Origin of the sequence: Pseudomonas sp. E45-MNA-CIBAN-0222 (assembly GCF_040310405.1) — a bacterium.
Taxonomy (GTDB): domain Bacteria; phylum Pseudomonadota; class Gammaproteobacteria; order Pseudomonadales; family Pseudomonadaceae; genus Stutzerimonas; species Stutzerimonas stutzeri_AC.
This window is the reverse complement of the sequence record NZ_JBEOPU010000007.1, coordinates 103760-127798: the sequence shown is the minus strand read 5'-3', so window position 1 is coordinate 127798 and position 24039 is coordinate 103760. Positions and strand designations below refer to the sequence as shown.

Below are 24039 nucleotides of genomic sequence, written 5' to 3'. Positions count from 1 at the left end.
CTGTTACGGAAATGCGCATTGTAGCCCGATTCACCGTCGCAACATCGCGGCCACTTCAGTGCTTGGGTACAATCCGCAAACACTCGCCAGTGCTTTCAGGAACGATCAAACAATGGCCTGCCTACGTCCTCTCCTACTACTCTGCCTCGCTGCCATGCTTGCAGCTTGCGCCAGCTCCCCATCCTCCACCTTGGGCGAGCTTCCTCGCACCCCGCAAGCAACCACTCAACAGCTCCTGGAAAAAGCCAGCCAGAGCGACCCAGAACAAGCTGCTCAGCTGCGCCTCGCGGCAGCAGATCAGAGCATGCAGCAGGGCAACACCGCGCAGGCGCAGAACATTCTGCGGCAAGTTCCCCTGGATGGATTGATGCCGGCGCAGCAAATCTTTGCACTGACCCTGCAAGGCGAGATCGCACTGGCTAACGGGGAGCCAGAGAAGGCTGAACAGGCATTTCAGCACCCTGCATTCGAACGTCTCGGCGAACTTCCGGTGGCACAGCAAATCCGTAGCCAGCTCGCTCGCGCTGCCGCACTGGAAGCCACTAACAAACCTCTTGCCGCAGCGCGCGAACGCGTTTTCACCGCTCCACTGCTGAGTGGCGAACAAGCCAAGACGAACCACGAAGCGATCTGGAAGCTGATTTCCGCCCTCCCCGAAAAACAACTACAAGGCGCCACGGACACCGATCTGGCCGGCTGGCAGGCGCTTGCCCTGTCATTGAAGCGGGCGGGCACCGTCGCCCAGCAACAGCGTGCCATGGACGACTGGATCGCCCAGAATCCTCAGCATCCAGCTGCGCTGCAGCTGCCGGAATCGCTACAGAAGCTACGCGAACTGGCCGACCAACCGCTGACCCATGTCGGCCTGCTGCTACCGATGGACGGCCAGCTGGCGAGCGTCGCCCGCGCCTTGCGTGATGGCTTCCTGGCCGCTCATCTGCAAGCGCAACAGGCTGGCCAAGCGCTACGCATCGAACTGTACGACAGCACCCGCATGAGCTCCATCGATGACTTCTATCGACAGGCCCAGACAGATGGCGTGCAGCTGGTAATCGGCCCGCTAGAGAAGGATCTGGTTCGGCAACTCGGCGAACGCGACCAGCTGCCGATTACCACCCTCGCCCTCAACTACAGTGACGCAGGACAAAACACTCCACCTCAGCTGTTCCAATTTGGACTGGCTGCAGAGGATGAAGCCCGCGAAGTTGCACGCCGCGCCTGGGCAGACGGTCACCGCCGCGCCATCGCCCTTGCGCCGCGCGGGGAATGGGGCGCCCGAATCCTCGATGCATTTCGCCAGAGCTGGCAAGAGGCCGGCGGCACTCTGGTCGCAGCCGAGCCGCTGGCCGAGCCAGTGAAGCTAGCCAATCAGATCGCCGACCTGTTACAGCTGCGAAATAGCGGAAGCCGCGCAGGCAGTACCACTAGCGCATCCGCAGCCAGCCAGCCATCTCGCCGCCAGGACGTTGACTTCATCTTCCTGGCCGCAACTCCGCAGCAAGCTCAGCAAGTCAGACCCACGCTGATATTCCAGTACGCAGGTGACCTGCCGGTATATGCAACTTCGCACCTGCATGCCGCCAGCCACAACCGCACGCAGTACCTGGACCTCGAAGGCATCCGCTTTGCCGAAACCCCCTGGCTGCTGGATGACCAGCTGCCACTGCGCCGGGAGGTAGAACAGAAGTGGCCGCAGGCCGGTGGAAGCCTGGGGCGCCTCTACGCCATGGGGGCTGATGCTTACCTTCTAGCCCCGCGCCTGAACCAGTTACTCGCACTGCCGGACACACGACTGGAAGGACTTTCCGGCACCCTGAGCCTGAGCGCCGAGCAGCGCATCCAGCGTGAGCTGCCGTGGGCTCAGTTCCGCGATGGCATGGTGGAACGACTGGAAGACGCCCAGCAATGAGCGAAAGCCAGAGCAGTGGACGCTCTGCTGAAATGCTCGCCCTGGACCATCTACGCGACAAAGGATTGCGCCTGCTCGAACGCAACTGGTCCTGTCGCAGCGGCGAGCTCGATCTGGTCATGCTAGATGGCGATACAGTAGTATTCGTCGAAGTCCGCTACAGGCGCCACGCTGCCTGGGGCGGCGCGCTGGAGAGCGTCGACACGCGCAAGCAGCAGAAGCTGATAAAGGCAGCCCAGTTCTTCCTGCAGAAGGAAAGCCGCTGGGCTAAACATCCTTGCCGCTTCGATGTAATCGCCATCGCCGCAGCCGGCCATACCCAGGACCTGAACTGGATCCGCAACGCATTTGATAGCTGAACGATCCATAGCGCGATTGCTGCGCTATGCCACCCAGCCCAGCGAACCGTAAGCGCATTGCCCGATCGACACCCGGACGCGCCCATCACCTTGAAGGTCAACCACCGATGGACATGCAAACCCGTATCCGCCAGCTTTTCCAGGCCAGCATCGAAACTAAACAGCAGGCCATGGAAGTGCTGGCTCCCAGCATTGAGCAAGCCGGTCAAGCAATGGTCAACGCCCTGCTGAGTGAAGGCAAAATTCTCACCTGCGGGAACGGCGGCTCAGCCGGCGATGCCCAGCACTTCTCGTCAGAGTTGCTCAATCGTTTCGAACGCGAGCGCCCCAGCCTTCCGGCAATCGCGCTAACCACCGACAGCTCAACCATCACCTCGATCGCTAACGATTACAGCTACAACGAAGTGTTCTCCAAGCAGATTCGCGCACTGGGCCAGCCAGGCGACATATTGCTGGCCATTTCCACCAGCGGTAATTCCGCCAACGTCATTCAAGCCATCCAGGCAGCGCATGATCGGGAAATGCTCGTCGTTGCGCTGACCGGTCGAGATGGCGGCGGAATGGCATCGCTGCTGTTGCCGGAAGACGTAGAGATCCGCGTACCGGCCAAGGTCACAGCGCGAATTCAGGAAGTCCACCTGCTGGCCATCCACTGCTTGTGCGATCTGATCGACAACCAATTGTTCGGAAGTGAGGAATGAACGTGTTTCGCCTACCTGTGATCACCCTCGGACTTTGCCTGGCCGTCAGCGGCTGCAGCTCGGTACTGACTGCCACTCGCGACGATCCAATTGCCGACAACCGCGGCACCCGCACCATTGGCAGCAAGATCGACGACTCACTGATCGAAACCAAAGCCGCCGTCAACATCGCCAAGGCCCACCCCGACCTCGATAAGGCCTCGCACATTGTTGTAGCAAGCTACAACGGCGTCGTCCTCCTCGCAGGCCAAACCCCACGCGCAGAGCTCAAGGAAATGGCGGAAAAGGCCGCGAGCAGCGTGCAGCGGGTCAAGCGGGTACATAACGAGCTACAGATCCTGCAGCCTTCATCTGCGCTGGCGCGCAGCAACGACTCCTGGCTGACCACCAAGATCAAGACCCAAATGCTGGCAGACAACAACGTGCCCGGCTCACGCATCAAGATCATCACCGAAAACGGTATCGTTTATTTGTTGGGCCTGGTCACCCGCCAGGAAGGCAATCGCGCCACCAACCTCGTCCAGGGAGTCTCGGGCGTACAGCGAATCGTGAAGCTCTTCGAATACATCGACTAAGTCATCAGCGGAGCTCAGAGTTTCTGAGCTCCCGCATCTAGCACCCGCTTACTTCACCACCTTCAGACTCGGGCGCCCGCCTGGTCGCGGCCCCTCATCACCAGCCCCACCGTTATCACTCGGCGCGTCATCGTCCGGTGGGCTAGGCTCGATTTCGAAAACCATGCCCTGCCCATTCTCTCTGGCATAGATCGCCATAACCGCCGCGGACGGCACATTAAGCGAGTGAGCAACACCACCAAAACGCCCCTCAAAGCTGATCGCTTCGTTGTCCATGTGCAAATGGCGCACAGCGCTTGGCGCGACGTTGAGCACGATCTGACCATCGCTGGCGAAACCGGCAGGCACTTGCACACCCGGATAATCGACGTTGACCAGCAGATGCGGCGTGCACTCGTTGTCAACGATCCACTCGTAGAGCGCTCTCACTAGATACGGGCGACTTGAGTTCATGACGACATCCTCTCTCAGCGCATGCGGCGCTCGACGGCGGAAAGACTGGCCTGGAAGGCCTCGCGGGCGAAATTGCGCTCCATGTAATCAAGCAGTGGCTTGGCTGCTCGGGGCAGCTCGATACCGAGTTTGGGCAAACGCCATAGGATAGGCAACAGACAGCAGTCGACCAGACTGATCTCGTCGCTCATGAAATAAGCCTTCTCGGTGAATATCGGGGAAACGCCCGTCAGGCTTTCGCGAAGCTCCTTACGGGCCTGCGTACGCTGTGGCTCGCTGGTACGTTGATCGAGAATGCGATCAACCAGAGAACACCAGTCACGCTGAATACGATGCACCAGTAGCCGCGTATTGGCCCGCGCCACGGGATAGACCGGCAATAGCGGCGGATGCGGATAACGCTCTTCCAGATACTCCAGAATCACTCCCGGCTCATACAGCGCCAGATCCCGATCCACCAAAGTCGGCAAGCTGCCATAGGGGTTAACCTCCGCCAACTTCACCGGGCACTGCCCTGCCTCGACATCAAGGATGTCGACGCTAACGCCCTTCTCTGCGAGCACGAAACGAACACGATGGGAATAGTGGTCGGCGGGATCGGAATAGCAGCCCAACCGATTGGTTGCAGCCATAGGTCCTTCCTCACTCATTTATCTGGAAGCAGAAAAAACGCGCGCGCCCATTGGGCGCGCGCAGGGTACAGCAGTAGCAACGAACGGCTTAGTGAACGTCTTTCCAGTACTCACGTTTGAGTAGGTAGGCGAACACGAAGAACACAGCCAGGAAAAGCAGCACATAGGTACCAATGCGCTGACTCTGCAGTTTGACCGGATTGGCCGAGTAGGCCAGGAAGGTCACCAGATTCTTGATCTTCTCATCGTACTCAGCCTCGGAAAGCTCTCCGGTGCCCGGCTCGACAACCATCTGGTCGCACGCTTCTTCCGTGATTGGCGTGCCAGTCAAGGGATCGAACTGCTTGCGGCCGTTCTCAACCACCTGGACCTGCTTGCAACCGACGACTCTACGCCCTTGCAAAGGAGCAAGTACATGCGGCATGCCAACGTTCGGGAACACGGTGTTGTTAACGCCGTAGGGTCGCGCTGGATCCTCATAGAAGCTACGCATGTACGAGTACAGCCAGTCGTTACCACGAACACGCGCAACCAGCGTCAAGTCTGGAGGCGCAGCGCCGAACCAAACTTTCGCTTCGTCGGCCTGCATGCCGATTTTCATGTGATCACCAAACTTGGCATCGGAAAAGACAATGTTGTCCATCATCACTTCTTCCGAAATACCCAGATCAGTGGCGACCCGCTCGTAGCGCTGATATTGGGCACTGTGACAGCCCATGCAGTAGTTGGCGAATGTCTTCAGACCGTCCTGCATGGCGGCCTTATCGGTCAAATCAATGTCAACCTTGTCCAACTGAACTGCTGGGCCGGCCGCGAAGGAAAAGACCGGCACAATTGCAAGAATCAATGCAGCAAATTGCTTTTTCATCAGCCATCCACCCTTTGCGGTACCACTTTGGTCTTCTCGAGCTTGGTATAGAACGGCATCAGGATGAAGTATCCGAAGTAGATAGCCGTACAGATGCGCGACACCAGAGTGCGCTCAGGCGTGGGAGCCAGTACGCCCAATACACCGAGAATGATGAAGGAGATGCAGAACGCCAACAGCGCGATCTTGCTCATCCAACCCTTATAGCGCATGGACTTGACCGGGCTGCGGTCCAACCAAGGCAGAACGAACAGCACAGCGATGGCCGCACCCATGGCGATGACACCAAGAAGCTTGTCAGGCACCGCGCGCAGAATCGCGTAGTAAGGGGTGAAGTACCAAACTGGCGCGATATGCTCAGGCGTCTTAAACGCGTTGGCCGCTTCGAAGTTCGGCTTCTCGAGGAAATAACCACCCATCTCCGGGAAGAAGAAAACGACCGCGCAGAAGACAAACAGGAAGACCACCACACCGACGATATCTTTCACCGTGTAGTACGGATGGAAAGGAATGCCATCGAGCGGCACACCGGCTTCATCCTTGGTCTTCTTGATATCCACGCCCATCGGATTGTTCGAGCCAACCTCATGCAGCGCCAGGATGTGCAGCACTACCAGACCGAGAATGACGATCGGCAGCGCGATTACGTGCAGAGCGAAGAAGCGGTTCAGCGTGATACCGGAGATGAGGTAGTCACCACGGATCCACTGGGTCAGATCAGCGCCGATGACCGGAATGGCACCGAACAGCGAAATGATCACCTGGGCACCCCAGTACGACATCTGCCCCCATGGCAGCAGGTAGCCCATGAAGGCTTCAGCCATGAGCGCCAGATAGATCATCATGCCGAAGATCCACACCAGCTCGCGAGGCTTCTGATACGAGCCGTAGAGAATTCCGCGGAACATATGCAGGTAGACGACCACGAAGAACGCGGATGCGCCAGTGGAGTGCAGATAGCGGATGATCCAGCCGTATTCCACATCACGCATGATGTATTCAACGGAGGCAAAGGCGCCCTCAGCCGAAGGCTCGAAGCTCATGGTCAGCCAGATGCCGGTAAGGATCTGATTGACCAGCACCAGCAGCGCCAGCGAGCCAAAGAAATACAGGAAGTTGAAGTTCTTAGGGGCGTAGTACTTCGAGAGATGGTCTTCCCACATCTTGGTCGCGGGGAAGCGGGCATCGACCCATTCCATGAACTTGCTCATCAGGCGTTCTCCTGGTCCACACCGATGATGATCACATTATCGGTCTCGTACGAGTGCGGGGGCACCGGCAGGTTCAAGGGAGCTGGCTGCGATTTGTAGACGCGACCGGCCATATCGTATTTGGAGCCATGGCATGGGCAGAAATACCCGCCCATCCAGTCAGCCCCCAAGTCAGCTGCAGCCACCTCAGGCCGGAAAGACGGCGCACAACCGAGGTGGGTGCACAGACCAACCACGACTAGCAACTCAGGCTTGATCGCCCGATTCTTTGGATCGACATAAGCGGGCTGATCAGAGTCTTTGGATTCTGGATCGGCTACCTGACCGGCAACCTTCTCCAAGCTTCCGAGAATCTCTTCGGTCCGACGCACGATAAATACCGGCTGGCCGCGCCATTCGGCGACCATTTGCTGCCCCGGCTCGATCTTGCCGATATTCACCCTCACCGGCGCCCCGGCAGCCTTGGCCTTGGCACTCGGGAACCACGATCCCACGAACGGGACCGCGGCACCCACCGCTCCTGCAGCGCCCACCACCGAAGTGGCGGCCACAAGGAAGCGACGCCGGCCTGCATTCACGCCGTCATTGCTCATTCAGTCGTCTCCCATCAGCTTCTTATGGCCTGCTTTAAAACAGGCATGTACTACGTAAAATTGAGCCGCGAAAAATTCGCCAAATGGTAAAGAAAAGACCTTCTTCTGACAAGGTAATAGCCAGTCACAAAGCCTCTCCCCCCAGACAACCTGGCCTAGCGACGCGCGACACACTGTCGCACCAACACAAAACGAGCAGAAAAAAAAACGCCCAGCTCCGAACGAAACTGGGCGTTTCTTTTGAAAGCGCGAATTAGCGCTTGGAGTACTGCGGACGCTTACGCGCTTTGCGCAGACCGACCTTCTTGCGTTCAACTTCGCGAGCATCACGAGTAACGAAGCCAGCCTTACGCAGCGAGCTACGCAGCGTCTCGTCGTACGAAATCAGGGCGCGAGTAATACCGTGACGAATTGCACCAGCTTGACCACTTACACCACCACCCAGAACAGTGACGTAGATGTCGAACTTCTCGACAGTCTCAGTCAGCTCCAGAGGCTGGCGAACTACCATGCGGGCAGTTTCGCGGCCGAAGAAGTTGTCCAGCTCGCGGTTGTTGATGGAGATCTTGCCAGTGCCCGGGCGCAGAAAAACGCGCGCGGTTGCAGTCTTGCGACGGCCAGTGCCGTAATTTTGAGTCGCCGACATAATGAACTATTCCGTTAAATCTTCAGTTCTTGGGGCTGCTGAGCGGTATGAGGATGGCTAGCACCCTTGTAAACCTTCAGCTTACGATACATGTCGCGACCCAGCGGGTTCTTCGGCAGCATGCCTTTGACCGCGGTCTCGATCACACGCTCGGGCGCCTTGGCAATCAACTTCTCGAAGTTGATGGACTTGATGCCACCCGGGAAACCGGAGTGAGAGTAGTACATCTTGTCAGTGGTCTTGGCACCAGTAACACGCACTTGCTCAGCATTGATCACAACGATGTAATCGCCGGTATCTACGTGAGGGGTGTATTCCGGCTTGTGCTTGCCACGCAGGCGGCTAGCGATTTCGGTTGCCAGACGACCCAGGGTCTGGCCGGCAGCGTCGACGACGAACCAGTCGCGCTTGACGGTTTCCGGTTTAGCAGTAAATGTCTTCATTCGTTATAGCCTCAGGGGCCGCCCTGAAAATAAGACGGCGAATCTTACTGAATGGTGCTCGCCCTGGCAAGACCAGGGCAGCCGGAAACAGACGCTATCGGGGGCTCGGGTCAGCGCGTCCGCTACGGCAATGATTCGGCAGGCTTGGCATCCCCTACCTTTGACTTGCGTCGACGGGCTAGGCATCCCCGGCGACAGGCTGCGGAATTATCCTGATTACCAGAAAAATAGCAACCGACATTTACTACTTCCACGCACTTATCTAGGCGGACGCCCCAGGGAAAATTTATCGCACCCTTAAGCCTCGAAGCTCGGTCCAACGCATCAATCGAACACACGTGGCACTTCAATGCACGCAGTCACTCTCATGCTCACGAGCCGCCCCATCTTCGATAACCTACCCGCTCTCCGATTCGCCCTACTGCACGAGGTACCCCCATGCAATATCGCCAACTAGGCCGCACCGACCTGAACGTCAGCGCACTCTGTTTAGGCACGATGACATGGGGCGAACAGAACACCGAAGCCCAAGCATTCACCCAGCTCGACCGCGCGAAAGCGGCCGGGATCAATTTTATCGATACGGCCGAAATGTATCCGGTCCCTCCGCGCCCGGAAACCTACGCAGCCACCGAGCACTGCATTGGCAGCTATCTCAAGGCTCGCGGCGATCGGGCCAAATGGATTTTAGCGACCAAGATCGCCGGGCCCGGCAATGGCATCACCCACATCCGCGATGGCCATCTTAAATTCAACCGCAAACACATTCGCGCTGCGCTGGACGACAGCCTCCGCCGGCTTCAGACGGACTGGGTCGACCTCTATCAGCTGCACTGGCCTGAACGCAGCACGAACTTCTTCGGACAACTGGGCTACCAGCATCAGGAGGGCGATTTCACAGAGCTTGAAGAAACCCTGGAGGTGCTAGACGAGGAAATTAAAGCCGGCAGGATTCGCCATATCGGCCTTTCAAACGAAACACCCTGGGGCACAATGAAGTATCTGCAGCTGGCCGACTCCCGTGGCTGGCCACGCGCCGTGTCGATACAGAACCCATACAACTTACTCAACCGAAGCTTCGAAGTCGGCCTGGCCGAGATCTCCATACGCGAACAATGCGGACTGCTTGCTTACTCGCCACTTGCATTCGGCATGCTGACTGGAAAGTACGAGAACGGGGCACGACCGGCCAATGCACGCCTTACGCTTTTTCAACGTTTCGCACGCTATAACAATCCTCAGGCACGGGCAGCCTGCTCCCGATACGTCGCTCTAGCTCGCGAACATGGCCTGAGTCCGGCCCAGATGGCCCTCGCTTACGTCACAGCACAACCCTTCGTTACCAGCAACATCATTGGTGCCACGACGCTCGAGCAGCTTGAATCAAACATTTCCAGCATCGAGTTAGAACTGTCGGGCGAAGTGTTGAAGGAGATCGAAGCGATCCACACGAGACAGCCGAACCCTGCGCCCTGAGAGATCCAACAGTCGAGAATATTCAGCAGAAAATGACCCAGCACGACCACCGCAAAGGAGTCACGAGATGATAGCCGCTCATCTACTCTCTCCCTCCAGCCTTCTGCTCGGCTGGCTGATTTATTCGACCGCCTTGCTCTGGGCGGCATGGCGAGCACCGTGGGTGGAATTGTTCAGTGATACACGCCGACAGCACCTCCTGTTCGGCGCAATGCTATCCATATTCCTGCTCTGGCTGGTACGTCGGGACTTCGACTCAGGTCTCTCTTTCCACTTTATTGGACTGACAGCCATCACCCTGCTGCTTGACTGGCCCCTCGCCATCATTGCAGCACTGGTCGCACAACTCGGCCTGACATTGACCGGCCACCAACATCTGGCGGCCTTAGGCATGAATGGCGTTCTGCTTGTTCTGCTTCCGGTACTGGTCACCATCGTCTGCGCACGCCAAGTCGAGCGCGCCCAGCCGCGCAACCTGTTCGTGTTTATTTTTTTCGCAGGATTCTTCCCAGCGGCCCTCGCAGCACTGACATGCATCCTGGCGTCGCTAGGTGTGCTGCTATTTGACGGGCGCTACCCAATGCCGCCCTGGCTAGACGACTTTGCCGGATACATCTGGCTGGTAATGTTTCCCGAGGCATTTATCAATGGCACAGCCATTACGGCGCTGGTCGTCTTCTATCCTGACTGGATGGAAAGTTTCAACCATAGCCGTTACTTGCAAGCGCCTTGGAAAGAAGAGAAGTAACAAAAAGGAAACGCGAAGCCCGAAAAGAGCCTAGTGCTCACGCGGGGGCATATCGCCCGAAAACACATCATCCTCCAGCTCGTTACCTGGAATGGCATGTGCTTCGGCAGCCCAAGCGCCGAGATCAATGAGCTTGCAGCGTTCGGAGCAAAATGGCCGATTCGGACTCTGCGCCCCCCACTCTACTGGCGCCCCACAGGTGGGGCACTCAACTGTTGCGGTCATTCCTGGCCTCCTCGCAATGTCAGATAAAAACGGTGCAAACGCTCGACCTCCACTCCAAGCCATGACAGGTCACGATCGTTCACAAGCACATCATCGGCATGCTTTAAGCGCTCTTCACGCTGAACCTGAGCGCTGAGAATGGCGCGCACCTGCTCCTCGCTGGCCTGATCACGAGCCGTCGTGCGTGCGATCTGGAGCGACTCCGGTACGTCCACGACCAATACGCGACCAACCTGACGATACTGCCCAGACTCGATAAGCAGCGGTGACACCATGATTGCATAAGAAGAATCGGCAAGCGCGAGTTGCTGAGCGACCTCGGCACGAATCAAGGGATGCAGGAGCTTTTCCAGCCACTGCCGCTCAGCCGGGTCGACAAATATCCGCTGACGCAGCTCGGCACGGTTCAGCTCACCACTCTGCAGCAGGACATCTTTGCCAAAGCGCTCAACGATCTGCAGTAGCGCTGGCCGCCCAGGCTCGACCACCCAGCGCGCCGCCTGATCGGCATCGACTACATGCACACCCAGGCTGGCGAACCGATCCGCCACAGCGGTTTTGCCGCTACCGATACCACCAGTCAATCCAAGAACCCAGGGTTTCATCCGTCAGCCACACCCCTAGCCAAGAAACAGGACGCGCAGTAGTAACCACTCAGCAAGCGAAGTGCAAGCCTGCGGCACAGGCGCCGCAGGACGGTAACACCATGAAGCTCATCATAGTTCCGCCGGCAAGAAGCTGACTCAGCCGGTCAGTAATCGATTAGAAGCGCACGAACTGCAGGTAGCTTTCGGTAATCCAGTCACCCCAAAGCAATGCAATCCAGCCGGCGATAGCAAGGTAAGGGCCGAAAGGAATTGGCGTATTGCTTTCTGCCTTCTGCATCCGCAAGAGGATGCTACCGAGCACAGCGCCACCCACCGATGACAACAGGATGGTCAACGGCAGCACCTGCCACCCTCCCCACGCCCCAAGCATCGCAAGCAGCTTGAAGTCACCGTAGCCCATGCCCTCCTTGCCGGTGACCAACTTGAACAGCCAGTAAACCGACCAGAGACTCAGGTATCCGGCTACGGCGCCCCACAGTGCACTTTCAAGCGATACGAAAAAGCCGAAGTTGTTCAGGATGAGACCAAGCCACAACAGCGGCAGCACCAACACATCGGGCAACAGCTGGTGATCGACATCGATCATGCTCATCGCCAACAAGCCCCACGTCAGCAACAACATCGCCCCGGCCTGCCAGGAGAACCCGAAATGCCAGGCGACATACCCGGACAACAGCCCGCAAGCCAGCTCCACCAGCGGATAACGACAGCTGATCGGAGCCCGGCAAGCCGAGCACTTGCCGCGCAGGGCCAACCAGCTGACTAAAGGAATGTTCTCCCAAGAGCGAATCTTATGATCACAGTGAGGACAGCGTGAGTTCGGCAACAGCAGGTTGAAGCGCTCGCCGGCCGGCTCCGGTGGGTACTCCAGATACTCACGCGCCTGCCTACGCCAATCGCGCTGCATCATGATCGGCAGGCGGTAAATCACGACGTTGAGAAAGCTGCCAAGCAGAAGGCCCAACACAAGCGCGCATAAAACAAAGGCCAGCGTGTTGCTGACCAGAAAAGTCACCACATCCATTTTTAGACGACAGCCCCAAGCTGGAAGATCGGCAAGTACATCGCGATGATCAAGCCACCCACCAGAACACCCAGAACCGCCATGATCATCGGCTCCATCAAAGCCGTCAGTCCATCGACCATGTTGTCCACTTCGTCTTCATAGAAGGTCGCGACCTTGGCAAGCATTTCATCCAGCGAACCCGACTCCTCGCCAATGGCGGTCATCTGGATCGCCATGCTCGGAAAAGTGCCGGTCGTGCGCATGGAGAAATTCAACTGCATACCGCTGGAGACATCACTCTTGACCTTCATCGTGGCATTACGGAAAACCACGTTGCCTGTCGCGCCCGCCACCGAATCCAACGCGTCCACCAACGGCACGCCTGCAGCAAAGGTAGTAGCCAAGGTACGGGCGAAACGTGCAACGGCAGATTTATAGAGGATATCCCCCACAATCGGCATCTTGAGCAGGAATCGGTCAAACGAGTTACGAAAGCGCTCGGACTTGCCGTGAGCAGTTTTGAAAGCAAAGGCAGCGCCAACCATGGCAAGCAGCACCAAATGCCACCACGCCTGTAGCGCTTCGGATATGCCAATCACAAACAAAGTGAACGCTGGAAGCTCTGCACCGAAGTTGGCAAATACATCCTGAAACTGCGGGACCACCTTGATCAGCAAAATCGCCGACACGATGATCGCAACCAGAACGACCGCGATGGGGTAATTCATCGCTTTTTTGATCTTGGCCTTCAGTGCCTCGGTTTTTTCCTTATAGGTCGCGACACGATCCAGCAGGGTTTCCAGCGAACCAGATTGCTCACCGGAATCGACCAGGTTGCAATACAGGTCATCAAAGTATTTGGGCTGCTTGCGCAGCGCGCTGGCGAAACTGTTACCTGCCGCGACATCCTGCTTCAGGTCGTCCACCAGCTTGCGCATGTTCGGGTTGTCGAAGCCCTCGCCGATGATGTCGAACGACTGGAGCAGCGGAACGCCGGCTTTCATCATGGTCGCCATCTGCCGCGTAAACAGGGCGATGTCCATCGGCTTGATCTTTTTGCCGGCGCTGAACAGCGACACCGACTTCTTGCGCACCTTCTGCGGATTGACGCCCTGCTTACGAAGCTGGGCCTTTACCAGCGCAGGGCTGACGCCGCTCAGCTCGCCTTTGATCTTTGCGCCCTGCCTGTTCGTCCCTTCCCAGGTGAACACACTGGTCTTTATCGCTTTCTGCGCCATGTTAGTCCTTGGTCACCCGATTCACTTCTTCCAGGCTGGTCACGCCCTGCATGGCTTTAACAAGAGCCGAAGTACGCAGATCGTTGAAGCCGTCTTTACGCATCTGGGTGGAAATGTCGATGGAATTGCCGTCTTCCATGATAATCCTGGCAAGGGCTGGCGTGTTTTTAACCACTTCATAAATACCGACACGGCCTTTGTAACCGCCCTTGCAATTATCACAACCAACCGGACCGTAGATTTTGAAGGTTCCAATCTTCTCCGCGGGGAAACCTTCTTCCAGCAGGGCCTCGCGAGGCAACTCCACTTCTTTTTTGCAACTGTTGCAAAGCTTGCGTGCCAGTCGCTGCGCAATGATCAGGTTGACCGAGGTCGCAATATTGAATGCGGCCACGCCCATATTGCGAAGACGGGTCAGGGTTTCAGCGGCGCTGTTGGTGTGCAGCGTCGACATCACCATATGGCCTGTCTGGGCCGCCTTGATCGCGATTTCGGCTGTTTCCAGGTCGCGAATCTCACCCACCATGATGATGTCCGGGTCCTGACGCAGAAACGCGCGTAGCGCCTGGGAGAAATCCATACCCTGCTTCGGGTTGACGTTGACCTGGTTGATACCCTCCAGATTGATCTCCACAGGGTCTTCGGCGGTCGAGATGTTCACATCCACCGTGTTGAGAATATTGAGACCGGTGTAAAGGGATACCGTCTTGCCCGATCCCGTAGGGCCGGTTACCAGAATCATACCCTGCGGCTGCTTAAGGGCATTCATGTACAGCTCTTTCTGGCTTTCTTCATAGCCCAGTGCATCGATCCCCATCTGAGCGCTGGACGGATCGAGAATACGCATCACGATTTTCTCACCCCACAGCGTGGGCAGTGTATTGACGCGAAAATCGATGGCCTTGCTCTTGGACAGCTTCATCTTGATACGGCCGTCCTGCGGTTTGCGCCGCTCGGATATGTCCAACCCAGCCATGACTTTAAGACGTGCGGAAATGCGCGGTGCCAGCTGAATAGGCGGCCTCGCAACTTCGTGAAGAATGCCGTCCGTACGGAGTCGAACGCGGAAGGTTCGTTCGTAAGGCTCGAAGTGCAGGTCAGATGAGCCTCCACGAATGGCATCTAGCAGCATCTTGTTGACGAAGCGAACTACGGGGGCATCATCCGCCGCCTCGCCGCCGTCCTCAGTTTTGCCATCATCGCTGACCGTCTCGACATCTACGCCATCTAGATCGACGTCACCTAGGTCATCTAGGCCAGTCGTGCCGCTGTCGTACAGCTTATCTATGGCATCGCCAAGCTTGTCGTCCTCGACTAGGATCGATTCGATCGACAGCCCAGTACTGAACTGTATATCGGTGATTGACTGATGATTGGCCGGGTCTGAAATAGCAATGTAAAGCTTTGTCCCGCGCTTGGAGAGCGGCAGGACGCGGTGCTGTCGCGCCAACTTCTCACTGACCAACTCTTTAGGCAGCGACTCCTTGTCAAGCGCAGCGAGGTCCAGCAAGGCCACGCCGAACTGGTCAGAAGCGAGCTCCGCTACCGCACGGCCTTTGGCCAACTTGTTCTGAACGACATAGCTCACCAACGACAGCTTGTTACGTGCTGCCTGCTGTTGCGCTTGCTGCGCCGTCTTGTCGTCGAGCAGGCCGGTCAACACCATCTGCTTGGCGAGGCCGGATAGGGCGATATTGTCCGTCATGGGCGTGGTTCTCCCGTATTAATGCCACGCCTTATATCGCAGATAACGAAGGGTGCCAAACGGCGTCGCGAGAGGTGACGATTTTTGTCAGAAGGGCGCGAATCCAGGCAGCGTGCATGGTTCACATTGCTTTGCGGAGCCGCGTAATTCGTGGCATCAAAAAGTTGGCACGCCCGCTGCATTGGGGAGAGCAGGCTCAACTGCCTGGACATTTCAAGGAGAAACACATGAAAGCTCAGATGCAAAAAGGTTTTACTCTAATCGAACTGATGATCGTTGTTGCGATTATCGGTATTTTGGCTGCGGTGGCGATCCCTGCTTATCAAGACTACATCACGCGTGGGCAGGTGACAGAGGCCGTTTCTCTGGGCGGCGGCTTGAAGTCTCCGCTGGCTGAGTACGGTGCAGACAAAAACGCATGGCCGACTAAGCTTATTGCACCGACAGCCACCCCGACAGCAGGCCAACTCAACGCAACCTTGACTGGTAAATACAGCATTGTTACCGACACGATTACTGGCGATTACCCGGCTGGCACTATCACTGTCACCATGACTACTGGAAAAGCAGATAAAAAGAAGCTGACATTTACTACAGCTGACGGCGGTAGTACTTGGGCGTGCGGGAACACCACTATCGGTACGCTCACTGGCGCCGGAACAGATATTGATGCGAAATATCTGCCAAACGCGTGCAAACCTTGATCTTAACGCGGCAAGGCGGATCAATTCGCAAGATGGATTAGCGACGCATAACCCATCATTTATCGCGAGCTTCCTGTGCCGCCATTGCAAACTAAACGCCTCGCCTTCGTGCGGGGCGTTTTGCCGTTTGCAGTTTCGTAGGATGGTATCGCCAGAGGCGCTTCCATCGTTTCCCGCAGATGGGCCACGTCTCCCACACACCGAAATCGCTCCGACCATCTCGATCGTCGGAATACGCCTTCGGCTATCCCAACCTGCGCCGGCTTGGTACCGCATCGTGGTATGGCGATACTGCGGATCGATTTTCGTAGGATGGAATCGCCGAAGGCGCTTCCGTCGTTTACCGCGGATCGGAACACATCGCCGGTAACTGATCCAGCCTACACTTCGGGTCCGTAAATGTCGGAGAGGCATGGATGCCTAACTATCGTCGCGCCCTCGCGCCAGGGGCGAGCTGGTTTTTCACTGTGAATCTGTTGGAGCGCCGCGGCAACGATCTGCTGGTGCGGCATATCGACCTGCTACGGGCTTCAGTCCGCCGCGTGCATCGGCTCCATCCATTCACCATTGATGCCTGGGTGGTGCTGCCCGAGCATATGCATTGTGTCTGGACTCTGCCGCCGGATGACGCGGCCTATCCTCTGCGCTGGCGGTTGATCAAAACTTTCTTCTCCCGCGCATTGCCTCCTGACGAATATCGGTCAGCAGTGCGCGTGCAGAGGGGCGAGCGCGGTATCTGGCAGCGCCGTTACTGGGAGCATCTCATCCGTAATGAAGACGACTTCAGACGACACGTTGACTACGTATACGTCAACCCGCTCAAGCATGGCCTGGTTCGGCGCGTAAGGGATTGGCCCTATTCGAGCTTTCATCGTGACGTTCGTGCGGGACTGTACCCCGCCGACTGGGCGGGCGACCCGAAGCTTCTGGTGCCGGGAAACGAGCGCAGCATCGCAGATCGCTTTTCGTAGGATGGAATCGCCAGAGGCGCTTCCGTCAGTTACCGCGAATCGGCTGTATCCCTCGCCCGAACACCGCAACCGGTCCCACCCACTTGAACGTCGGATTACGCCTTCGGCTAATCCAACCTACGTTGGCTGGGCACCGCGGATCACCGGTGCCTCCTGCTGACTGTGTTCAAACGAAAACGCCCTGCATAAGCAGGGCACTTCTTGTCATACGGTCGCGTTAAATAACGCCGCGCTTCCGCAACAGGTCGATGACCTGCTTGGCACTCTCTTCCACGCTCAACGACTCGGTATCGATCACCAGATCAGCATTCCCGGGCACATCGTAAGGGAAGGATTCACCGGGGATATTATCGTCCGCAGCTGCGTACAAGCCTTGCGGGTCACGCTGCTGGCACGATTGCGGCGACGCCTGCACGTAGACCGTCAGCATCCGGTCAGTACCGATCAACGCCTTGGCTTGCTCGCGGCCTTCGGCGTCTGGTGCAACAAACGCGGCCAAGGTGATCAGGCCAGCTTCATTGAACTGCCGAGCGACGTGGGCGGCGCGGCGCCAGTTCTCAGTACGGCCGGCGCGGTCTTGCGGTAGGCCTTTGTTCAGGTCGTGGCGAAGGTTTTGACCATCGAGCACGTAAACTGCGCGGCCCATGTCGAACAACTTGCGCTCCACTGAATAGGCCAAGGTGCTCTTGCCGGCACCGGAAAGGCCGGTGAACAGCACGGTAGCCGGCTGCTGGCCGAAGCGAGTTGCGCGTTCTTCGGTAGACACATGCGCCAGCGCGCCATGATGACCACCGGAACCCTGGGCAACCGGGTCGGCGATGATCATGCCGGCGCCGACGGTGCCATTGGTAAGGCGATCGATGACGATGAAGGCACCGGTGGTGCGGTTCTGCGCGTAGCCGTCCAGGGCGATCGGCGCATCCAGGCTGACCTTGACCTTACCGATCTCGTTGAGCTGCAGACTGCTCGCAGCGCCCTTCTCCAGCGTGTTCACATCCACTTTATGGGTAATGCTGGCGATGGAGCCTGGCACGTAGCTGGTGGCGCGCTTGATGTCGTACTTCTTACCCGGCAGCATCGGCTCTTCGCCCATCCACACCAGCATCGCCTCGAAGCTGTCGGCGATGCGCGGACGGCTATCGGCATGCACCAGCATGTCGCCGCGAGATACGTCGATCTCGTCTTCGAGCGTCAGGGTGACGGCCTCACCCGGGGTCGCCTGCTCCAGCTCACCATCGAAGGTGACAATGGACTTCACCCGACTGATTTTGCCGGACGGCAGCACGGCGATCTCGTCGCCCTTGCGCACGATGCCGCTCGCCAGGGTGCCGGCGAAACCGCGGAAGTTCAGGTTCGGGCGATTGACGTATTGCACCGGGAAGCGCAGGTCGTCGAAGTTGCGGTCGCCAGCGATCTCGACACTCTCGAGAATCTCCATCAGCGACTGCCCCTCATACCATGGCGCACGTTCGCTGCGATTGACCACGTTGTCGCCCTTGAGCGCCGACATAGGCACGAAGTGCAGGGACGAGGGCTTGAGCTCGATACGATCGGCGAAAGCAAGGTAGTCGGCCTTAATCTTCTCGAACACATCCTGATCGAAGTTCATCAGGTCCATCTTGTTGATGGCGACGACGATATGCTTGATGCCCAGCAATGAGGTGATGAAGCTGTGGCGCTTGGTCTGGGTCTGCACCCCGTAGCGGGCATCTACCAGGATGATCGCGAGGTCGCAGGTGGAAGCGCCGGTCGCCATGTTGCGCGTGTACTGCTCATGGCCAGGGGTGTCGGCAATGATGAACTTGCGCTTGGCGGTGGAGAAATAGCGGTAGGCAACGTCAATAGTGATGCCCTGCTCGCGCTCGGCCTGCAGTCCATCGACCAGCAGCGCCAGATCGACGTCTTCGCCAGTGGTACCGACCTTCTTGGAATCGCGGGTAATCGCTTCGAGATGGTCCTCGTAGATCATCTTCGAATCATGCAGCAGGCGGCCGATGAGCGTGCTTTTACCGTCATCGACGTTGCCGCAGGTCAGGAAACGCAGGAGTTCCTTGCGCTCGTGTTGCGCCAGGTACGCGAGGATGTCCTCGCTGATCAGTTCGGATTGATGACTCATGATGCGTTTCCTTAGAAGTAACCCTGGCGTTTCTTTTCTTCCATCGAACCGGTTGCGTCATGATCGATGACGCGCCCCTGACGCTCGGAAGTACGGGTCAGGAGCATCTCCTGAATAATCTCCGGCAGGCTGGTTGCGGTTGACTCCACGGCACCGGTCAGCGGGTAGCAGCCGAGGGTACGGAAGCGGACCATGCGTTTTTCGATACGCGCTTTTTCCTCGTCGGAGAGGTGCTCAAGAATGCGATCGTCATCGATCATGATCAGCGTGCCGTTTTTCTCGATGACTTCCCGCTCGGCAGCGAAGTACAGCGGCACGATCGGGATCTGCTCGAGGTAGATGTATTGCCAGATGTCTAACTCGGTCCAGTTGGAGAGCGGGAAGACACGGATCGACTCACCCTTCTTGACCTTGCCGTTGTAGAGATTCCAGAGTTCGGGACGCTGGTTCTTCGGGTCCCAGCGGTGCTTGCTGTCGCGGAAGGAGTAGACACGCTCCTTCGCGCGAGATTTTTCCTCATCGCGACGGGCACCGCCAAAGGCGGCGTCGAAGCCGTATTTGTCCAGCGCCTGCTTGAGCCCCTCGGTCTTCATGACGTCGGTGTGCTTGGCACTGCCATACGTAAAGGGGTTCATGTCCTGCGCCACACCGTCTGGATTGATGTGGGTGATCAGCTCAAGGCCCATCTCCTCGACCATCTTGGTGCGGAAGCTGTACATCTCCTGGAACTTCCAGCGCGTGTCGACATGCAGCACCGGGAACGGCAGCTTGCCAGGGAAGAAGGCCTTGCGCGCCAGGTGCAGCATTACGGCCGAATCTTTGCCGATGGAATACAGCATCACCGGGTTGCCGAACTCTGCAGCGACCTCACGAATGATATGGATGCTTTCCGCCTCCAGCTGTTTCAGATGCGTCAGTTTGTCGACCATGGCTACTCACGATTTGGCAGATGGACGGCCGGCCGGCCGTGGAATGGGCGCAACTCTAACACGACCTTCAATTCTAATCAGGCGGCGTTTTAGACCTAAAAGCTATAGATTTATATCGACTCGCCACCGCGCTGCGGGACCACTGAAATGGAGAGTGCATGCCCCACTGCGCTCATAGGGCAACCTCTACGCGGGGTTCGGGCAATCAATAAACAGGTGCTCGATGCCGAAGCGGTTGGCAAGGTATTCACCCAGCGCGCGCACCCCATAACGCTCTGTCGCGTGATGGCCGGCGGCAAAGAAGCTCAGACCGTTCTCACGTGCGATATGCGCTGTGGGTTCGGAGATCTCGCCTGTGACATAGGCATCCACCCCGGCCGCCACTGCCTGTTCGATATAGCCCTGCGCACCACCAGTACACCAGGCAACACGCTGAATTGGGCTACTGCCTTCAACCATCAGCGGCTCTCGGCCAAGCACCTCGTGTATCCGACGCATGAAATCTAGCGGGGACATAGGCTCGCACAGCGACCCCACCAAACCCACCGAGCGTGGGTTTCCCGGCTCCAGCGGCCCCTCTGCAGTTAACCCCAGCAGCTGCCCCAACCGAATATTGTTACCAACCTCTGGATGGACATCGAGCGGCAGGTGGTAGGCCAGCAGACTGATATCGTTGCTAAGCAGCGTTTTCAGACGCCGCTGCTTCATGCCGACGATGCGCGCGTCCTCGTTCTTCCAGAAGTACCCGTGGTGCACCAGCACTACATCCGCGTGCGCCTCGACCGCCGCATCCAGCAGCGCCTGGCTGGCCGTCACACCGCTGACGATTCGCGCCACCTGCTGCCGTCCCTCCACTTGCAGGCCGTTGGGGCAGTAATCGGAGATCCTGGCGGCATCCAGATAACGATCTGCTTCCTGAACCAGGGTGGTGAGCGCAACAGTCATGGGAAACCTCTTGGTCAATGCGACACGGCCCGATGAATTTCTCGGTTAACGGTCGCGACAAATCATGCACGCATGAAGCTGCATTTCAGTAAGAGCTTCGTATAATGCCGCCACCTGTGCGACACGTGTGTACGTGTCGTGGTTGGTCTGGTTCACTGCACCATGGCTCCAAATCCTTTGATATCAAGGGGTTGATGCCTAAAACAGCAGTCAATGTACCGGCTTTGCCTGGTAATCCTACGCTTCGGACGCTCTGCGTTTTGTCGAAGCGAGGCAATAAATCTGCATCAATTCGCACCCAAAATGGGTCCGCAATGGGGTGTAGAAACCAGAAAGTAGCAATCCAGCCTGGCTCGATTGTTACAAATAATGTCTAACCCATGGGGTGAATTCCGCCCTCTGGGCAGATTTCGTCCCTCACGTTGGGCATAGAGCCTTTATCACCGTCGTGAGACGTTGGGGGACGTTGAACCAAGCACGGAGCGTCAAGCTCCGAATCGCATTGCTCAGCTCTGCTTGTTCAGGGAGTACCGAGCCTGGCGTGTACCCGCCAGTTCATTAGATCGGCATGCGTTGGGGGCCAACTCCAAGGTGTGAAGCCTGATTAACAATGTCTCGCTCGCAAGAGGGTGTTATCCGGTGACGGAGAACGCTTCGCGTCCGAATTGCACGGACGTGTCGAGGCTAATGACCCAACCCGCATGGCTAACACATGTGAATCGTCGCCAGAACCTCCGTAAGCATTGACGGGCCTACGGCAATTATCGGCCCCAGCCAAACGGCAACGCAGTCGGTCATCACAGTAGGTGAGTGTGATGCGGTACCACGACGACTGCCGGGGGAAAGACGAAGCCTAAACGGGGAATTGATGCGACTCGGGGAACGTGGCAATCCCGACCACTCGCCTGGCCAGCAACATCGGTCAGGCAGGCAAACCGCAAGGGGCGCTGATGGGTGTGGGGAATGGGAGGATGCAAAAAGCGAAGGGCTACCTGTAATGGGTGGCATACCGGTTGAGACATTACCGGCAGGGGCAACCCTGGCTGACGTGCATCTGGTTTACGAGCGCAAGAAGAGCCGCTGATTCCAGCGATAACAAACGACCCTATGGGCGACTACTGCCCATAGGGGAGTAGTCCGTCCTGAATGTCGTGCATTTCAGGAGGACTGTATGAAAACGCAACCAGCAGCACCGGTCGCGTCTGCGTCCTTCGACGGGATGAAGAACTGGCACGATCTCGATTGGGCCAGAATTCAACAAACCGTTCGGAAAACGCAGCTAAAGATTGCGCAGGCAACTCGGGAAGGCGACTGGCGCAGGGTTAAACGCCTGCAACGACTGCTGACCCACTCGTTCTATGGTCGCTGTCTGGCCGTAAGACGAGTCACGGAGAACCGGGGTCGTAAGACGCCGGGTGTCGATGGAGAAACCTGGGGAACGCCTCAGGCCAAGCTCCATGCCGTGGGACGTCTGTCGAAACAACGAGGCTATCGGCCCAGACCGCTGTGGCGGGTATGGATACCGAAGCCCGGTAAACAGGAGAAACGCCCGCTGGGTATCCCGACGATGTTGGATCGGGCCATGCAGGCGCTGTATCTCCAAGCGTTGGAGCCTGTCGTGGAAAGCACCAGCGATCCGAAGTCCTATGGATTTCGCCCGGATCGTTCGACTGCTGACGCAATGGTTGAGCTTTTCCACCTGCTGTCGCCGCAAACGGCGCCGGTCTGGATTCTGGAAGGTGATATCAAAGGGTTCTTCGACAACATTAACCACGAGTGGCTGTGCCGGAATGTCCCGATGGATAGGAAGGTGCTGCGCAAATGGTTGAAGGCCGGGGTTATCGACCGGCGACAACTCATGGCTACGGAGGCCGGGACGCCGCAGGGAGGAATTATCTCGCCCTGTCTGGCAAACGCCACCCTGAATGGTCTGGAGACTCAGCTGAAGCGCCATCTGGCGCAGAAGCTGGGTGCCATGAAGGCCAGGAAGATCAAAGTGCAGTGTGTGCGCTATGCGGATGACTTCGTCGTGACAGCAGCCTCGAAAGAGCTGTTGGAAGAGGAGGTCAAACCCTGGGTAGAGCAATTCCTGTCGGTACGAGGGGTTGCGCTGTCACGGGAGAAAACGCAGATCACGCATATCCATCAAGGCTTCGATTTTCTGGGGTGGAATTTCAGGAAGTACGTGCCGAAATCGCCGTATAGGAACGCCAAGCTGTTGATCAAACCCTCGAAGAAGAACGTCTCGGCGTTCTATCGGAAAGTGCGCGAGATCATCAAAGGCAGCGGGGCTCTGACGCAGGACGCGTTGATCGGCCAGCTGAACCCGGTACTGAGAGGGTGGGCGCAATACCACTCCCCGGTCGTGGCAAAACAGACCTTCAGCAAGCTTGATCACTTGGTGTTCTGGCGACTCTGGAGGTGGGCGAAGCGTAGGCATCCGAAGAAGTCGGCTGACTGGATCAGGAATAAATACTTCCGATCCATAGGCAGGCAGAACTGGGTGTTTGCGTATCCCTACAAGAATGGCAAGGGAGAAAGGCAGTTCCGACGGCTGTACGGGCTGGCGGAAACCGCAATCGTGCGTCACAAGCGTCTACCGGGTGAGTATCAGCCCTACGACGCGATGCAGGAGCTGAAGTGGGAAGCGCTGAGGGTCAAACGGATGCAGCACTCGCTGCGTTATCGGGGGCAGATACTCAGCATCTTCCGCAGGCAGAAGGGGCTTTGTGCCCTGTGCGGACATGCGATCAACAAGGAAACCGGCTGGCACGACCATCACGTCATCAGGCGTGTGGACGGCGGGCCGGATACTCTGAGGAATCGTATGCTGCTTCATCCCAACTGCCATGCGCTGGTGCACAGCCAGCGTGAAAAGGTAGCTCTGCGATATGGAGGGTAATGTTAATATCGCCACCATAGTTGCCGGCCAGCCATAGGCTGGCTTTTCGTAAACTTGAGCCGTATGCGGTGAAAGC

The 24039-nt window shown here is 57.6% G+C and carries 24 protein-coding genes; 9 read left to right on the top strand and 15 right to left on the bottom strand.

What is annotated here, in order from left to right:
* The first annotated feature begins 112 nt into the window (after positions 1-112).
* From AAEZ08_RS12485 to AAEZ08_RS12470, 4 genes are all read left to right on the top strand, one after another.
* The gene (locus AAEZ08_RS12485) at positions 113-1909 is read left to right on the top strand and encodes a penicillin-binding protein activator (RefSeq protein WP_181066211.1); all 1797 of its coding nucleotides are present in this window, start codon (positions 113-115) and stop codon (positions 1907-1909) included.
* The gene (locus AAEZ08_RS12480; RefSeq protein WP_003281175.1) at positions 1906-2268 is read left to right on the top strand and encodes a YraN family protein; all 363 of its coding nucleotides are present in this window, start codon (positions 1906-1908) and stop codon (positions 2266-2268) included. The genes AAEZ08_RS12485 and AAEZ08_RS12480 overlap by 4 nt, the downstream gene beginning before the upstream one ends.
* A gap of 107 nt (positions 2269-2375) precedes the next feature.
* On the top strand, positions 2376-2969 hold the full coding sequence (locus AAEZ08_RS12475) for a phosphoheptose isomerase (RefSeq protein WP_036991073.1): 594 nt from the start codon (positions 2376-2378) through the stop codon (positions 2967-2969).
* The gene (locus AAEZ08_RS12470) at positions 2966-3544 is read left to right on the top strand and encodes a BON domain-containing protein (RefSeq protein WP_003281177.1); all 579 of its coding nucleotides are present in this window, start codon (positions 2966-2968) and stop codon (positions 3542-3544) included. Before AAEZ08_RS12475 ends, AAEZ08_RS12470 begins: the two co-directional genes overlap by 4 nt.
* Positions 3545-3592: 48 nt before the next feature.
* On the opposite strand, the gene AAEZ08_RS12465 is transcribed toward AAEZ08_RS12470, so the two are convergent.
* From AAEZ08_RS12465 to rplM, 7 genes are all read right to left on the bottom strand, one after another.
* On the bottom strand, positions 3593-3997 hold the full coding sequence (locus AAEZ08_RS12465) for a ClpXP protease specificity-enhancing factor (protein WP_003281178.1): 405 nt from the start codon (positions 3995-3997) through the stop codon (positions 3593-3595).
* A gap of 14 nt (positions 3998-4011) precedes the next feature.
* Positions 4012-4629 (bottom strand): glutathione S-transferase N-terminal domain-containing protein, encoded by a 618-nt coding sequence (locus tag AAEZ08_RS12460; protein ID WP_003281180.1) that lies wholly within the window; start codon positions 4627-4629, stop codon positions 4012-4014.
* Positions 4630-4717: 88 nt separating this feature from the next.
* The gene (locus AAEZ08_RS12455; RefSeq protein WP_003281181.1) at positions 4718-5497 is read right to left on the bottom strand and encodes a cytochrome c1; all 780 of its coding nucleotides are present in this window, start codon (positions 5495-5497) and stop codon (positions 4718-4720) included.
* Positions 5497-6708 carry a cytochrome b gene (locus tag AAEZ08_RS12450; protein ID WP_003281182.1) on the bottom strand — a complete coding sequence of 404 codons (1212 nt, stop codon included), beginning with the start codon at positions 6706-6708 and terminating at the stop codon, positions 5497-5499. Before AAEZ08_RS12450 ends, AAEZ08_RS12455 begins: the two co-directional genes overlap by 1 nt.
* The gene (gene petA / locus AAEZ08_RS12445) at positions 6708-7301 is read right to left on the bottom strand and encodes a ubiquinol-cytochrome c reductase iron-sulfur subunit (RefSeq protein WP_003281184.1); all 594 of its coding nucleotides are present in this window, start codon (positions 7299-7301) and stop codon (positions 6708-6710) included. Before petA ends, AAEZ08_RS12450 begins: the two co-directional genes overlap by 1 nt.
* Before the next feature lie 253 nt (positions 7302-7554).
* On the bottom strand, positions 7555-7947 hold the full coding sequence (gene rpsI / locus AAEZ08_RS12440; protein ID WP_003281187.1) for a 30S ribosomal protein S9: 393 nt from the start codon (positions 7945-7947) through the stop codon (positions 7555-7557).
* Positions 7948-7961: 14 nt separating this feature from the next.
* A complete protein-coding gene (rplM, locus tag AAEZ08_RS12435; protein WP_003281188.1) occupies positions 7962-8390 on the bottom strand; it encodes a 50S ribosomal protein L13 in 429 nt (142 codons plus the stop codon).
* A 438-nt stretch (positions 8391-8828) separates the two neighbouring features.
* Here rplM and AAEZ08_RS12430 point away from each other — a divergent pair, with 438 nt between their 5' ends.
* Complete coding sequence (locus AAEZ08_RS12430) at positions 8829-9866, top strand: NADP(H)-dependent aldo-keto reductase (protein WP_500124388.1); 1038 nt, start codon at positions 8829-8831, stop codon at positions 9864-9866.
* 67 nt (positions 9867-9933) lie between these two features.
* Positions 9934-10614 carry an energy-coupling factor ABC transporter permease gene (locus tag AAEZ08_RS12425; RefSeq protein WP_500124387.1) on the top strand — a complete coding sequence of 227 codons (681 nt, stop codon included), beginning with the start codon at positions 9934-9936 and terminating at the stop codon, positions 10612-10614.
* 30 nt (positions 10615-10644) lie between these two features.
* Here the strand turns inward: AAEZ08_RS12425 and yacG are convergent, their stop codons facing one another.
* The 5 genes from yacG to pilB all read right to left on the bottom strand — a co-directional run bounded on the left by yacG (position 10645) and on the right by pilB (position 15396).
* Positions 10645-10839, bottom strand: coding sequence for a DNA gyrase inhibitor YacG (gene yacG, locus AAEZ08_RS12420; protein ID WP_102820600.1), 195 nt, complete (start codon positions 10837-10839; stop codon positions 10645-10647).
* Positions 10836-11444 carry a dephospho-CoA kinase gene (gene coaE / locus AAEZ08_RS12415; protein WP_020306480.1) on the bottom strand — a complete coding sequence of 203 codons (609 nt, stop codon included), beginning with the start codon at positions 11442-11444 and terminating at the stop codon, positions 10836-10838. The genes yacG and coaE overlap by 4 nt, the downstream gene beginning before the upstream one ends.
* Before the next feature lie 157 nt (positions 11445-11601).
* On the bottom strand, positions 11602-12471 hold the full coding sequence (locus tag AAEZ08_RS12410) for a prepilin peptidase (RefSeq protein ID WP_500124386.1): 870 nt from the start codon (positions 12469-12471) through the stop codon (positions 11602-11604).
* Positions 12472-12473: 2 nt separating this feature from the next.
* Positions 12474-13691: a type II secretion system F family protein gene (locus tag AAEZ08_RS12405; RefSeq protein WP_500124385.1), complete on the bottom strand. Its 1218-nt coding sequence runs from the start codon at positions 13689-13691 to the stop codon at positions 12474-12476.
* Between the two features lies 1 nt (position 13692).
* Positions 13693-15396: a type IV-A pilus assembly ATPase PilB gene (gene pilB, locus AAEZ08_RS12400; RefSeq protein ID WP_500124383.1), complete on the bottom strand. Its 1704-nt coding sequence runs from the start codon at positions 15394-15396 to the stop codon at positions 13693-13695.
* A 227-nt stretch (positions 15397-15623) separates the two neighbouring features.
* Here pilB and AAEZ08_RS12395 point away from each other — a divergent pair, with 227 nt between their 5' ends.
* A complete protein-coding gene (locus AAEZ08_RS12395) occupies positions 15624-16100 on the top strand; it encodes a pilin (protein WP_500124382.1) in 477 nt (158 codons plus the stop codon).
* A gap of 416 nt (positions 16101-16516) precedes the next feature.
* Positions 16517-17071 (top strand): REP-associated tyrosine transposase, encoded by a 555-nt coding sequence (locus tag AAEZ08_RS12390; protein WP_301631626.1) that lies wholly within the window; start codon positions 16517-16519, stop codon positions 17069-17071.
* Between the two features lie 217 nt (positions 17072-17288).
* Here the strand turns inward: AAEZ08_RS12390 and cysN are convergent, their stop codons facing one another.
* The 3 genes from cysN to AAEZ08_RS12375 form a co-directional block, all read right to left on the bottom strand.
* On the bottom strand, positions 17289-19187 hold the full coding sequence (gene cysN, locus AAEZ08_RS12385) for a sulfate adenylyltransferase subunit CysN (RefSeq protein ID WP_500124381.1): 1899 nt from the start codon (positions 19185-19187) through the stop codon (positions 17289-17291).
* An 11-nt stretch (positions 19188-19198) separates the two neighbouring features.
* On the bottom strand, positions 19199-20116 hold the full coding sequence (cysD, locus tag AAEZ08_RS12380) for a sulfate adenylyltransferase subunit CysD (RefSeq protein WP_049325333.1): 918 nt from the start codon (positions 20114-20116) through the stop codon (positions 19199-19201).
* A gap of 186 nt (positions 20117-20302) precedes the next feature.
* Positions 20303-21061 (bottom strand): Nif3-like dinuclear metal center hexameric protein, encoded by a 759-nt coding sequence (locus AAEZ08_RS12375; RefSeq protein ID WP_427702810.1) that lies wholly within the window; start codon positions 21059-21061, stop codon positions 20303-20305.
* A 1171-nt stretch (positions 21062-22232) separates the two neighbouring features.
* Between AAEZ08_RS12375 and ltrA the strand changes: the two genes are divergently transcribed.
* Positions 22233-23963 carry a group II intron reverse transcriptase/maturase gene (gene ltrA, locus AAEZ08_RS12370; RefSeq protein ID WP_169917517.1) on the top strand — a complete coding sequence of 577 codons (1731 nt, stop codon included), beginning with the start codon at positions 22233-22235 and terminating at the stop codon, positions 23961-23963.
* Positions 23964-24039 lie beyond the last annotated feature (76 nt).

What these genes read in the sequence shown, in the direction of transcription:
- AAEZ08_RS12485 (WP_181066211.1), top strand. Translation starts at nt 113, where the DNA reads ATGGCCTGCCTACGTCCTCTCCTACTACTCTGCCTCGCTGCCATGCTT.
- AAEZ08_RS12480 (WP_003281175.1), top strand. Translation starts at nt 1,906, where the DNA reads ATGAGCGAAAGCCAGAGCAGTGGACGCTCTGCTGAAATGCTCGCCCTG.
- AAEZ08_RS12475 (WP_036991073.1), top strand. Translation starts at nt 2,376, where the DNA reads ATGGACATGCAAACCCGTATCCGCCAGCTTTTCCAGGCCAGCATCGAA.
- AAEZ08_RS12470 (WP_003281177.1), top strand. Translation starts at nt 2,966, where the DNA reads ATGAACGTGTTTCGCCTACCTGTGATCACCCTCGGACTTTGCCTGGCC.
- AAEZ08_RS12465 (WP_003281178.1), bottom strand. Translation starts at nt 3,997, where the DNA reads ATGAACTCAAGTCGCCCGTATCTAGTGAGAGCGCTCTACGAGTGGATC.
- AAEZ08_RS12460 (WP_003281180.1), bottom strand. Translation starts at nt 4,629, where the DNA reads ATGGCTGCAACCAATCGGTTGGGCTGCTATTCCGATCCCGCCGACCAC.
- AAEZ08_RS12455 (WP_003281181.1), bottom strand. Translation starts at nt 5,497, where the DNA reads ATGAAAAAGCAATTTGCTGCATTGATTCTTGCAATTGTGCCGGTCTTT.
- AAEZ08_RS12450 (WP_003281182.1), bottom strand. Translation starts at nt 6,708, where the DNA reads ATGAGCAAGTTCATGGAATGGGTCGATGCCCGCTTCCCCGCGACCAAG.
- petA (WP_003281184.1), bottom strand. Translation starts at nt 7,301, where the DNA reads ATGAGCAATGACGGCGTGAATGCAGGCCGGCGTCGCTTCCTTGTGGCC.
- rpsI (WP_003281187.1), bottom strand. Translation starts at nt 7,947, where the DNA reads ATGTCGGCGACTCAAAATTACGGCACTGGCCGTCGCAAGACTGCAACC.
- rplM (WP_003281188.1), bottom strand. Translation starts at nt 8,390, where the DNA reads ATGAAGACATTTACTGCTAAACCGGAAACCGTCAAGCGCGACTGGTTC.
- AAEZ08_RS12430 (WP_500124388.1), top strand. Translation starts at nt 8,829, where the DNA reads ATGCAATATCGCCAACTAGGCCGCACCGACCTGAACGTCAGCGCACTC.
- AAEZ08_RS12425 (WP_500124387.1), top strand. Translation starts at nt 9,934, where the DNA reads ATGATAGCCGCTCATCTACTCTCTCCCTCCAGCCTTCTGCTCGGCTGG.
- yacG (WP_102820600.1), bottom strand. Translation starts at nt 10,839, where the DNA reads ATGACCGCAACAGTTGAGTGCCCCACCTGTGGGGCGCCAGTAGAGTGG.
- coaE (WP_020306480.1), bottom strand. Translation starts at nt 11,444, where the DNA reads ATGAAACCCTGGGTTCTTGGATTGACTGGTGGTATCGGTAGCGGCAAA.
- AAEZ08_RS12410 (WP_500124386.1), bottom strand. Translation starts at nt 12,471, where the DNA reads ATGGATGTGGTGACTTTTCTGGTCAGCAACACGCTGGCCTTTGTTTTA.
- AAEZ08_RS12405 (WP_500124385.1), bottom strand. Translation starts at nt 13,691, where the DNA reads ATGGCGCAGAAAGCGATAAAGACCAGTGTGTTCACCTGGGAAGGGACG.
- pilB (WP_500124383.1), bottom strand. Translation starts at nt 15,396, where the DNA reads ATGACGGACAATATCGCCCTATCCGGCCTCGCCAAGCAGATGGTGTTG.
- AAEZ08_RS12395 (WP_500124382.1), top strand. Translation starts at nt 15,624, where the DNA reads ATGAAAGCTCAGATGCAAAAAGGTTTTACTCTAATCGAACTGATGATC.
- AAEZ08_RS12390 (WP_301631626.1), top strand. Translation starts at nt 16,517, where the DNA reads ATGCCTAACTATCGTCGCGCCCTCGCGCCAGGGGCGAGCTGGTTTTTC.
- cysN (WP_500124381.1), bottom strand. Translation starts at nt 19,187, where the DNA reads ATGAGTCATCAATCCGAACTGATCAGCGAGGACATCCTCGCGTACCTG.
- cysD (WP_049325333.1), bottom strand. Translation starts at nt 20,116, where the DNA reads ATGGTCGACAAACTGACGCATCTGAAACAGCTGGAGGCGGAAAGCATC.
- AAEZ08_RS12375 (WP_427702810.1), bottom strand. Translation starts at nt 21,061, where the DNA reads ATGACTGTTGCGCTCACCACCCTGGTTCAGGAAGCAGATCGTTATCTG.
- ltrA (WP_169917517.1), top strand. Translation starts at nt 22,233, where the DNA reads ATGAAAACGCAACCAGCAGCACCGGTCGCGTCTGCGTCCTTCGACGGG.